8 protein-coding genes are annotated in these 10,754 nt (G+C 72.3%); 2 read left to right on the top strand and 6 right to left on the bottom strand.

The window, feature by feature from the left end:
- The first annotated feature begins 24 nt into the window (after nt 1–24).
- Entirely contained in the window at nt 25–2,013 is a 1,989-nt protein-coding gene (locus IO24_RS0118980) for a GDSL-type esterase/lipase family protein (protein ID WP_031137229.1), read from the top strand.
- Nucleotides 2,014–2,038: 25 nt separating this feature from the next.
- On the opposite strand, the gene IO24_RS0118975 is transcribed toward IO24_RS0118980, so the two are convergent.
- Nucleotides 2,039–3,520, bottom strand: a complete 1,482-nt coding sequence (locus IO24_RS0118975) for an MFS transporter (protein WP_031137227.1) — start codon at nt 3,518–3,520, stop codon at nt 2,039–2,041.
- A 263-nt stretch (nt 3,521–3,783) separates the two neighbouring features.
- Between IO24_RS0118975 and IO24_RS47170 the strand changes: the two genes are divergently transcribed.
- Entirely contained in the window at nt 3,784–3,912 is a 129-nt protein-coding gene (locus tag IO24_RS47170) for a hypothetical protein (protein ID WP_267886824.1), read from the top strand.
- Nucleotides 3,913–4,116: 204 nt separating this feature from the next.
- On the opposite strand, the gene IO24_RS0118965 is transcribed toward IO24_RS47170, so the two are convergent.
- The 5 genes from IO24_RS0118965 to IO24_RS0118945 all read right to left on the bottom strand — a co-directional run bounded on the left by IO24_RS0118965 (nt 4,117) and on the right by IO24_RS0118945 (nt 10,742).
- A complete protein-coding gene (locus IO24_RS0118965; protein ID WP_031137224.1) occupies nt 4,117–5,520 on the bottom strand; it encodes a cytochrome P450 in 1,404 nt (467 codons plus the stop codon).
- Between the two features lie 133 nt (nt 5,521–5,653).
- A complete protein-coding gene (locus IO24_RS0118960; protein ID WP_031137223.1) occupies nt 5,654–6,760 on the bottom strand; it encodes an NAD(P)/FAD-dependent oxidoreductase in 1,107 nt (368 codons plus the stop codon).
- A 166-nt stretch (nt 6,761–6,926) separates the two neighbouring features.
- Entirely contained in the window at nt 6,927–8,090 is a 1,164-nt protein-coding gene (locus IO24_RS0118955) for a substrate-binding domain-containing protein (RefSeq protein ID WP_031137221.1), read from the bottom strand.
- Between the two features lie 46 nt (nt 8,091–8,136).
- Entirely contained in the window at nt 8,137–9,195 is a 1,059-nt protein-coding gene (locus IO24_RS0118950) for an ABC transporter permease (protein WP_031137220.1), read from the bottom strand.
- Entirely contained in the window at nt 9,192–10,742 is a 1,551-nt protein-coding gene (locus IO24_RS0118945; protein ID WP_031137214.1) for a sugar ABC transporter ATP-binding protein, read from the bottom strand. Before IO24_RS0118945 ends, IO24_RS0118950 begins: the two co-directional genes overlap by 4 nt.
- Nucleotides 10,743–10,754 lie beyond the last annotated feature (12 nt).

The following is a 10,754-nucleotide window of genomic DNA, read 5'->3' as shown; positions in this document are numbered from 1 at the left end:
ACTCCCCCACGTGAAGGGAACCCCGTGCAGACATCCCCCCAGATCTCCCGCAGACGCGCCCTGCCGGCCCTCCTCGCGGCCGTGCTCATGGCCTGCCTGCTGTCCTGGGCCGGCGGTTCGTCCGCGCAGGCCGCGCCCGGTGACGGCTCGGTGTCCGATCCCAACATCGCGTATTCCGGACGCTGGGACACCTCCTCGGATACCGCCGCCGTGCCCCACTGGACCGGCGCCTATCTGCAGACCGGCTTCACCGGCACCACGGTCAAGGTCAGGGCCAGGAACGCGGTCAACTTCTACGCGAGCATCGACGGCGGTCCCGAGGTGTTCCACGCGGGTGTGCGCGGCACGGTGAACCTCACTGACCGGCCGCTGTCCCCCGGCACCCACACCTTGCGCCTGACCTACCGCTCCGGCGACACCGTCTTCCAGGGCCTGGTCCTGGACCCGGGCGCCCGGACCGTCACCGCCGAGGCCCCGGCCGGGCTGGTGGAGTTCGTCGGCGACTCCATCACGGCCGGGGCCCTCACCGACCGGCTGGCGCTGGACTCGTACGCGTGGAAGACCGGCGAGCGGCTGGGCATGCGGCACACGCAGATCGCCCGCTCCGGGTACTGCCTCGTCGCACAGTCGGGGTGCACCGGTCTGAGCGGGCAGTTCTTCAGGACGGCGAGCACGGGCGGCACGGACTGGGACTTCTCCCGCTACCGGGCCGACGCGGTCGTCATCAACCTCGGTACCAACGACATCGGACACGGCGTGTCCGGCGCCGCCTTCCGGTCGGCGTACACGACGTTCCTGCGGGACGTGCGCGCCAAGTACCCCGCGGCGCAGCTCTTCGCGGTGCAGACGCTGAAGAAGCGCTACGTCACCGAGACCAGGGCGGCCGTCAGCGCCCGCAACAGCGCCGGTGACGCACGGGTGCACTACGTCGACACCACGGGCTGGCTCGCGGACGGCACCGACTACGAGGACGGCAACGGGCATCCCAACGAGGCGGGTCACAGCAAATTCGCCGAACGACTGGCCCCGGTCGTCCGCGCCCGGCTCGGCAGCGGCGCCGCGGTGAAGGCAGCGGCACCGGGGCAGCCCGGCGACCCCAACATCAAGTTCGTCGGCCGCTGGGACACCGCCAATTCCAGCACCGCCTACACCCCGTACTGGGCCGGCGCGTACTACCGGGTCGGCTTCACCGGCCGGACGGTCAAGCTGAAGCAGCGGGGCACCATCGACCTGTGGGCGCGGATCGACAACGGGCCCGTGAAGTTCTTCGACGACGTCAAGGGCACGGTGAACCTCACCCCGGCGGCCCTCTCCCCGGGCAACCACACGCTCCAGGTCAACTACCAGGTGGTGGCAGGGTCGTACAAGGGCGACGCCGTCTTCCAGGGGCTGGTCCTGGACAGCGGCGCGACGACGTTCGCACCGCCGGCCCCGGCCAAGCTGGTCGAGTTCGTCGGCGACTCGATCACCGTAGGCACGACGAGCTCGCAGAACGCCCGTACCGCGTACGGCTGGCTGATCGGGGAGCGGCTGGGTGTCGAGCACACGCAGATCGCGCAGGGCGGGGCGTGTCTGGTGGCCGCGGCGGACGGATGCGTGGGGCTGGAGCGGCAGTTCACCAAGCTCAACCCGAACGCGGCGACGCCCGACTGGAACTTCTCCCGCTACCGGGCCGACGCGGTCGTCATCAACCTCGGCACCAACGACGTCGGGCACGGGGTGAGTTCGGCGCAGTTCCAGTCGGCGTACAGCAGTCTGCTGCGCAAGGTGCGGGCCGCGTATCCGCAGGCGTGGATCTTCGCACTGGAGACGTTCCGCGGGCGGTTCGTACCGCAGACCGAGGCGGCGGTGAAGGCCGCCGTCGCCGGTGGTGACGCACGGGTGTCCTTCGTCGACACGACCGGCTGGCTGGGCTCGGGCGATCTGACGGACTCGGTGCATCCCAACGACCGGGGACACCGGGTCATCGCCGACCGGCTGGCGCCGGTCATCGCGGCGCGGATCGGTTCGTAGCGGGCCTGAAGGGTCGGGGCGGGTCTCACATCGGGCCGGGGCCCGCTCCTCCCTTGAGGCGTTCCAGGTCGGAGGGGCGGACCTGGATGACGACCAGGGCGATCAGCGCGGCCACGGCGGTGAAGATCGCCGCCATGATGAAGGCGGCCGAGACGCCGGCGGTGAGGATCTCGTCGGACCAGGGTTTGGGCAGTTGACCGGTGCGTTCGAACCGGATGCGTTCGGCCGGGGTCGCCTGCTGGAGGAAGGCCGGGACCTGCTTGTCCGCCTCGTTGGTGCTGGCCGTGCCGTACATCGTGACCAGGATGGACAGTCCGAGGGAGCCGCCGACCTGCTGGGTGGCGTTGAGGAGTCCGGAGGCCGCGCCGGTCTCCGGCGTGGATACGTTGGACAGCGCCATGAGGGTCAGTGACACGAACTCCATGCCCATGCCCAGGCTGAAGACGAGCATCGGGCCGAGGACGCTGCCAGCGTAGGTGGAGTGGACATCGGTCAGGGTCAGCCAGGCCAGACCCAGTGCCGCCAGGATCGCGCCCACCACCATGAACGGCTTGGGCCCGTAGACGGGCAGGAACCGCGAGGCGAGTCCGGCGCCGACGGCGATGACCGCACTGACCGGCAGGAAGGCCAGTCCGGCCGCGAGCGGGCTGAATCCGAGCACGTTCTGCACGAAGAGCGTGAGGAAGAAGAACATGCCGAAGATGGCGGCGGCCAGACACAGCATGATGCCGTACGTGCCCGCGCGGTTGCGGTCGGCGAACATGTGCAGCGGCGTGATGGGCTGTTTCGAACGCCGCTCGATGAGGATGAAGGCCGTCAGGAGGACGACCGCTCCGGCGAACGAGGCGAGAGTGAGGGCGTCCCGCCAGCCTTCCTGCGCGGCTCTGATGAAGCCGTAGACGAGCAGCACCATCCCGGCCGTGGAGGTGAGCGCGCCGATGATGTCGAAGCGGCCGGGGTGGCGTTCGGACTCCCTGATGAAGCGCGGTGTGGCGAGGACGATGAGCAGGCCGATGGGCACGTTGACGAAGAGCACCCACCGCCAGTTCAGCCACTCCACCAGCATGCCGCCCGCGAGCAGGCCGATCGCCCCGCCGCCGGCCGAGACCGCGGCGAAGACGCCGAAGGCGCGGTTGCGTTCCGGTCCCTCGCGGAAGGTGGTGCTGATGAGCGCGAGGGACGTCGGGGAGGCGATGGCGCCGCCGACGCCCTGCAGGGCGCGGGCTCCGAGGAGTTGGCCTGCGTTCTGGGCGAATCCGCCGAGCAGGGAGGCGAGCACGAAGAGCAGCACGCCGAAGATGAAGACCCGCCGCCGGCCGAGGATGTCTCCGGCCCGGCCGCCGAGCAGCAGCAGACCGCCGAAGGTGAGGGTGTAGGCGTTCACCACCCAGGACAGGCTCGTGGTGGAGAACTCGAGCGAACTCTGGATGTGCGGCAGCGCGATGTTCACGATGGTGATGTCGAGGACCACCATCAACTGGCACGAGGCGATGACGAGCAGCGCCATCGCGTTCCCGCCACCACCGGATTCCCTGGTGGTGGTCGCCTGTGGTGAAGCCGGCTGCGGGCTGCTGCCTGCGGTGTCCACCGTTCGACGGTACGCCCGGCCCCCGCACCTCACCACTCGATCACCGTCGGCCCCGGCGGCCGCCTCGGTGGACGGCTCTGCTGTCGCGGGAGGACGACATCAGGGTCGTCGCCGGGTCCGGCGGTGACGGCGACGTGGTCGCGCGTGCCGTGGCGTGCCGGCCGGAGGTGGCGGTGATCGGCGTGGACCACAGGGAGGGTGAGGAGATCGCCGTCCTGGGCGACCTGCGGGCGCGGCTGCCGGAGTGCCGGATGCTGCTGATGACGGCCTCGACGACATCCGAGCGGCTGGGTCTGTCCGCCGCGCCCTGAGACAGGAACGGCCGGGCAGGTCATCGAGGTGTACCTGCCCGGCCCCCGCAGGCCCTCGCGCCCTGTCCCGGGATATGCAACGAGCATCGCACGACAGGCCCGCCGCCGACCAGCACCCTTTGTCACGTGTGCGGCGTGCATGCGTCATCCCGGGACCGTGAGAACGCCGATGCGGGATGGGCGTTCGACTCGGTCGTTCCGGGGTCAGCGGCCGCCGCGGATGAGCCCCGTCAGATAGCGCCACAGCGAGGAGCGCTGCCGGGCGGACGGGTCCGGCAGGACCTCCTCGGCCGCCCCCGGCGCGGGGTCGTCCGCCCACGGCCGCGGGGGCGGCGCGGAGGCGAGTTCGTACCGCACGGGCAGGGAGCGCAGGCCCCGCATGAACGGCGAGGATCGCCAAGGGAGTTGATCGGCGGGCAGGGCGAGGTCGAGGTAGTCGAACCGCTCGAACAGGCGCCCCACTCCGGCCGCCGCGACCGCCGAGGCGAGCTCCCGCGCCGGGCACTGGCGCGGTCCGGCTCCCCAGGACAGGTGGGCCCGGGTGCTGATGGCGGTGCCCGAGGCGACGTGGTCGGCGAAGAGCGGGTCGGCGTGGGCGGCGCCCGGGGAGACCCACACCGGATCACCGGCCCGGATCGTGTAGTTGCCGAGCCGGGTGTCCCGGGCCGCGAAGCGCGGGACGAAGTTGACCAGCGGCGGCTTGCGCATGACCACCCGGTTCATGGTCTCCCTGACCATCCCGGCGGACAGGCTGGCGCGCACGCTGCCCTCTCCCGAGATGACCTCCACGACGGTGTTGGAGATGAGGATGCCGACGTGGTCGGAGGTCATGCCGAGCAGCATGAACAACTCGCGGGCGAGATGGTCGAGCGACAGGTCCGGGTGGGCGGCCAGCAGGTACGAGGGGAAGTCGTCGCCCGGCTTCTCCAGCTTCAGCGCGGCCAGTTCGGCCAGCGTCGCCAGCAGGCGTTCCAGGGCGGGCTCGGCGTCCGGGCCCGCGTCGAGCACGCGCCACATGTCCATCAGCGCGTCGTCGCCCTGCGAGCCGGGGAAGCCCAGCAGGTGGCTGGCCACCATCAGCGGCAGTGGCCGGGAGAACTGCGCGGACAGGTCCGCCACGCCGGTCTTGCCGCCCTGCCCGACGAGGGTGATCAGCTCGTCGGCGTACGCGGTGACGGCGGACTTCAACCGCTTGGCCTGGGGGTGGCGGGGGTCCTGGAAGGGCTTGAGGGCGACGTCCCAGGCGGTGCGCAGCGGCCGGTAGCCGGCGCCGCCCTGGATCAGGATGTGGTTGACCTCCAGGGAGGGTCCGAGCGGCCAGTCGGCGGGCACCCTGCCCTCGGAGCGGGCCCGCCAGTTCTCCAGGCCCTTGGGATAGCCGTCGTCGTCCTGGAGCACCTGGAGCGACTCGCGGTAGCCGAGGACCAGCCACGCGGGCACCCCCAGCAGGTCGACCGGCGCGACCGGGCCGTGCTGCCGGCGCAGCCGCTCGTACACGAGCGCGGGACGCGTCTCGTAATCCCTCGTCAGCAGCGGTTCGGGATCGAGTGTCTCCAGCCTCGTGTCGTCCAGGTCCACGGATCCGCCGTCACCCCACTGGGATTCCATCGTCTTGCCACCCTCCGACACGCCCTGTACCGGCACACCATCAGTCGGTAGCCGGAAACGGTGGGGACCCTACCCCAGGCTGGACCGACGGGTAACGACGGGGGTGGGGCGGTGGGGGCGGCCCGGCCGCCGGTCAGGCCGCCGTGTAACCGAGTTGACGGCGCATGTAGGGCGTCATGAGGCTCTTCGCCTTGGCCAGGGTGGTCGTGCGGCTGCCGAGGACGGCGGGCTCGCCGCCCGGCACGGGCAGCACGGTCAGTCCGTCGGCGGGGCCGAACGGCACGATGAGCGGGGTGCGCCTGATCGGGCGGTACAGGCGCGGCTCCTTGCGGTGCTTGCCGGAACTCTGCAGGTAGGCGCGGATGTTGTGGGAGGCGATGTCCGCCTGGGCGAGGGCGGCGGGGGTGACCTTGAGTTCGCTGACGTCGTTCACGTCGCCGACGGCGAACACGTCCAGCCTGCCCTCGACCCGCAGCGTCCGGTCGACCTTCACGCGCCCGGCCCCGTTGAGCCAGTCGCCGTGGCCGGCCAGGCGCAGCCAGAGGGTGTTGGGGGTGGTGCCCGTCGCCCAGAAGGACAGGTCGGCCTCGATGACCGTGCCGCGGGCGTCGCGGTAGGTGCCGAAGTCGTTGCCGGGCGACATGAAGGAGTCGAGCCGTACCTCGATGTCGTGGGACTCCAGCCAGGCCAGGGCCTTGCGCCCAGGTCGGGCGCTGCCGTCGGTGTCGAGCAGAGCGGGCCCGGAGTGGGCGAGGGTGACGCGGGCGTCCGGGCGGGCGAGGCGGATCTCGGCGCTGAGTTCGACGCCGCCGGGGCCGCCGCCGACGACCAGGACGTGCTCGGCCGTGGCGACGTTGCGCTGGTGCTCGGTGAACGACTTGGCCGCTTCCTCGGTCGTGGTGCCGGTGAAGCGGGCCGGTTCGGGGTAGTCGGCGCCGGTGGCGATCACGACCACGTCGTACGGCAGCCGCTCGCCCGTGGCCAGGACGACCTGTCGTTCGGCGGTGTCGATGCGGACGGCCTTGCCGGTGGCCACCCGGCCGTGGCGCAGCAGCCGGTCGTAGGGGATGAAGGGGGTGTGCGTCCACTCGGGGTGCACTCCGGCGCGCAGGGAGGCGATGCGGTGGAAGAAGACCTCCTTGCGGTCCACCAGGGTGACCCGGGCGGTGTCGTCCAGCCGCCTGGCCAGCCGGACACCGGCGTAGCCGCCGCCGATCACCACTACGTCGCCGTCGTACACACCGAGTCTCCTGTGCCTTGTGGGGGGCGCGAGGGCCGCCGCGGACGGGCCCCGCTCGGATCGACCCCCGGCGGCCACTCGACTGACGCGACAGTAGCGCTTGAACTCTAAAGGGATTCCGAGGTTCCGTGCATGTTCCGTGAAGAGATCGGCACCTGACCGGCCGTCACTTGCCCCAGATCTTCCGGTACGCCTCCCGGTAGCCCGACGGGTCCCAGCTGGAGGCGCCTTCGCTGTTGCCGGCCGTGGCGATGTGCACGGGAGCCACGTACCCGCTGTCGGGGCGGCCGGAGAAGGCGCGGTTGAACTCGTCGACGATCTGCCAGCCCTGGAGGGACAGCGGCTCGGGAACGGTGGCGGCCTGGTACTGCCTGCTGTTGACGCGCTGGAAGGCGGACGGGTCGCCGTCACCGGCCCCGATGTTGAAGGGCGGCCCGGAGCCCTTCTCGCCGGCGGCGCGGAAGGCGGGGGCGGCATCGGCGAAGTACAGGTCGTTGATGGCCACGGAGTGGGTCCAGCGGTCCTGGAAGCGGGAGAGCAGGGAGGAGATCTCCCGGGGGGTGCGGCTGCTGGCGTCGGGGATCGGGATGTTCTCCACCGAGAGCAGCCGCACCCCCTGACAGCTCGCCAGTTCCTTGCGGATCAGGTCGGACTTGTTCCGCGCGAAGGGGATCGACGCGTCGGTGATGAGCACGACCCCGGCGCGGCCGTTCGAGTCGGAGATGATCCACTGCGCGCTGATGCGGGCCACGTCCTGGACGCGGGTGGTGACGTTGGTGAACAGGTCGGGCTGCCGGCTGGGGCCCGGCTCGGGGACCGCGTGCCAGCCGATGAGCGGGATGCGCTGCGCGTTGGCCCGGGCGGACTGCTGCGCCGTCGAGTCCGGGTCGAACCCGCCGATGACGATGCCCGAGGGCCGCAGGGCCACGGCTTCGCTCATGGCCGCCTGGATACCGGCCGGGGTACCGCCGCCGTCGATCACCCGGACGTTCCAGCCAATGGCCCGCGCGGCGTCCCGCACCCCGTTCGCCGCGCCCGCGACACCGGGGTTGGTCATGGTCTGGGCGACGTAGACGATGGTCTTGCCGGACACCGCCTCAGGGCCGCTGGTGGGCCCTCCCCAGGGGATCTCGGCCCGCTCCGCCCGGGTGACGGCTTCCCGGGCCCGGGCGTGGACGGCGGGGCAGCCACTGGGGCCCGTCGCGGTCTCGTCCGCGCCGTCGGAGGAACCGCGTTCGCAGCCGGCGAGGGCGGCGGCCGTGGCCAGCAGGGCGCAGGCGGCGAGCCGCGCGGTGCGGACTGCGGGGGCGGCCTTGCGGGTGCGGTGCACGGGAACTCCAGTGAGGGGATCGGCGCGGCAGGGGGTGCCGGGAGGGTCAGGGCGGGGCCGTGCCGCCCTCCCGTGACGGGGAGGACGGGGGCGGCGCGACGGGTGTGTCGCGGGCCGCGCCGCCGCGCAGCCGGCGGCGGGCGGCGTATCCGGCCAGGCCCACGGCGATGAGCAGGGTGCCGCCGTTGAACAGCGGGACCGTCCAGAACTCGGCGCCCAGCTGGGCGATGCCGGTGAGACCGACGGCGAGGACGGCGACGGCGACGACGGTGCCTGGGGCGTTGGGCCTGCCGGGCTTGATCGCCGTGGAGCCGAGGAGGGCGCCGACGAAGGCGGGCAGCAGGTAGTCGAGGCCCACGCTCGGGTTGCCGATCTGCTGCTGGGCGGCAAGCAGCACACCGGCGAAGCCGACGATCAGACCCGAGGCGGCGAACGCGTAGACGGTGTACGTGCGGGTCGGAATGCCCACGAGCTCGGCCGCCCGCGGGTTGGACCCGACGACGTACAGGTACCGGCCGAGCGGCAGCCGCTCCAGCACCAGCCACAGGACGGCCGCGAGGGCGAGCACGTAGAAGGCGGGGACCGGGAGGCCGAGGAACGAGGAGTCGTAAAGGTCGGTGAACGCGGGCGGCAGTCCCTGCGGGCCTGGGACGATCCGGCCGCCGTCGGTGATCCAGCCGGTCACGGCGTACATCATGCTGCCGGTGCCGAGGGTGGCGATGAAGGAGTCGATCCGGCCGAACTCGACGACGACGCCGTTGAGGACGCCCACGACCAGTCCTCCGGCGAGCACGGTGAGGCAGGCGAGCGGCCAGGGCCAGCCCTCGTTGACGACGAGCTGCAGCACCATCACATGGGCCAGGCCGAGGCCGTAGCCGATGGAGAGGTCGAACGCGCCGGTGACGACGGGCACCATGGCGGCGAGCGCGAGGACGGCCGGGATGGACTGGTTGGACAGGATCGAGTCGAGGGTGTCCAGCGTGGGGAAGGTGTCCGGCAGGGCGAGGGAGAAGGCCAGGTAGAGCAGGGCGGTGAGGACGAGCAGGCCGTAGGCGCCGATGTGGTGGCCGCCGGGGCGGCGGCCCGGCCGCGGCGGCGGCGTCACGGGTGACCGGCCGTGGACGGGGGCAGGGCCGAGGCCGCCCGGGTGAGTCCGGCGACGGTGAGGGCGGGGCCGCTCAGCTCCGCCGTCACCCTTCCGCGCACGAAGACCAGCGTGCGCCGGCACACGCTCGCCACCTCCTCGAAGTCGGTGGACAGCAGCAGCACCGCGAGGCCCGCCTCCAGCGCCTCATGGAGCAGGCGGTGGATCGCGGCCTTGGCGCCGACGTCGACGCTCGCGGTCGGCTCCTCCAGGATCAGCAGCCGCAGGTCCGCGCGCAGCCAGCGGCCGATCATGACCTTCTGCTGGTTCCCGCCGGACAGCGTGGCGATGGGGGTCTCGCTGTCGCGGGGGCGCACCGAGAAGCGGTCCATCAGAGCGGCGGCCCGGGCGCGTTCACCACGGGGGCCGATCCACCGCGGTGCGGGCGGGCCTCCGGCCCGGGGGTTGGCCAAGAGGTTCTCCCGTACGGTCAGCTCGGCGAGGCAGCCCTCCCGCAACCGGTCGCCCGGCACGAACCCGACCCCGAGGGAGACGGCCTCCGCCACCGTGCGGGGCCGGTACGGCCGCCCGTGCAGCAGGGCCTGCCCGTTCAGGAGGGGGCGGGCGCCGGCGAGGGCGCGGCCCAGGTCCATGTGCCCGGCGCCGGAGAGGCCGACCAGGCCGAGGACCTCCCCGGCCGCGAGCTCGAAGCCGACGGGTCCGGCGCGGGCGGTGCGCACGCCGTCGAGGGCCAGGGCGGGGGGTGCGCCGACCGGGGACGCGGCGGGGCGGTGGACGGCCGGTTCGTCCGCCTCGCCGACGATGTCGCGGACCAGGCGGGCGGGGCTGTGGTCGGCGAGCCGGCCGTGGCTGACGACGCGGCCGTCCCGCAGGACGGCGTAGGTGTCGGCGACCCGGTACACCTCGTCCAGGCGGTGGCTGACGTAGAGGATCGCGTGTCCGCGGTCGCGCAGGCCGTGCAGGACGCGAAAGAGGTGTGCGCAGTCGGCGGCGGGCAGGCGGGCGGTCGGCTCGTCGAGGACGATGAGCCGCGCGCGTGCCGCCAGGGCCCGGGCGATCGCGACCAGGGAGCGGTCGGCGGGCGCGAGGCCGGAGACCTGCGTGTCCGGATCGAGGTGGGCGGCGACGATCCCCAGGGCCTCGACACAGCGGGCGCGGGTGCGCCGCCAGGAGATCAGCCCGGTCCGGCGCCCGTACCCGGTGGTCAGGGCGATGTTCTCGGCGACCGTCATCCACTCCACGAGACCGAGGTCCTGGTGGATGAACGACATGCTCCGGGTGGCGGCGGGGCTGCCGAGGGGTTCACCGGCGACGGTGATCTGTCCCGCGTCGGCGTGGTGGACACCGGCGAGGATCTTGATGAGGGTGGACTTGCCGGCACCGTTGGGCCCGAGCAGCGCGAGGACGCTGCCGGGGTGGACGTCGAGGTCGGCCCCGGCCAGCGCGACGGTGCCGCCGAACCGCTTGCTGAGTCCGCGGATCCGGACCAGGGGTTCCGGCCCGAAGGGTGATGTCGCCTCCGGGGGCGTGTCAGGAGCGTCGCGCACCCGATCAAATTA

It is taken from the genome of Streptomyces flavovariabilis, assembly GCF_000725785.1.
GTDB lineage: Bacteria > Actinomycetota > Actinomycetes > Streptomycetales > Streptomycetaceae > Streptomyces > Streptomyces hawaiiensis.
The sequence above is the reverse complement of the archived record's forward strand: the minus strand, read 5'-3'. Positions and strand labels throughout refer to the sequence as shown.

Bases quoted from the DNA above. Each gene is read 5' to 3' on its own strand.
- IO24_RS0118965 (WP_031137224.1), bottom strand. From the start codon at position 5,520: ATGGAATCCCAGTGGGGTGACGGCGGATCCGTGGACCTGGACGACACG.
- IO24_RS0118975 (WP_031137227.1), bottom strand. From the start codon at position 3,520: ATGGCGCTGCTCGTCATCGCCTCGTGCCAGTTGATGGTGGTCCTCGAC.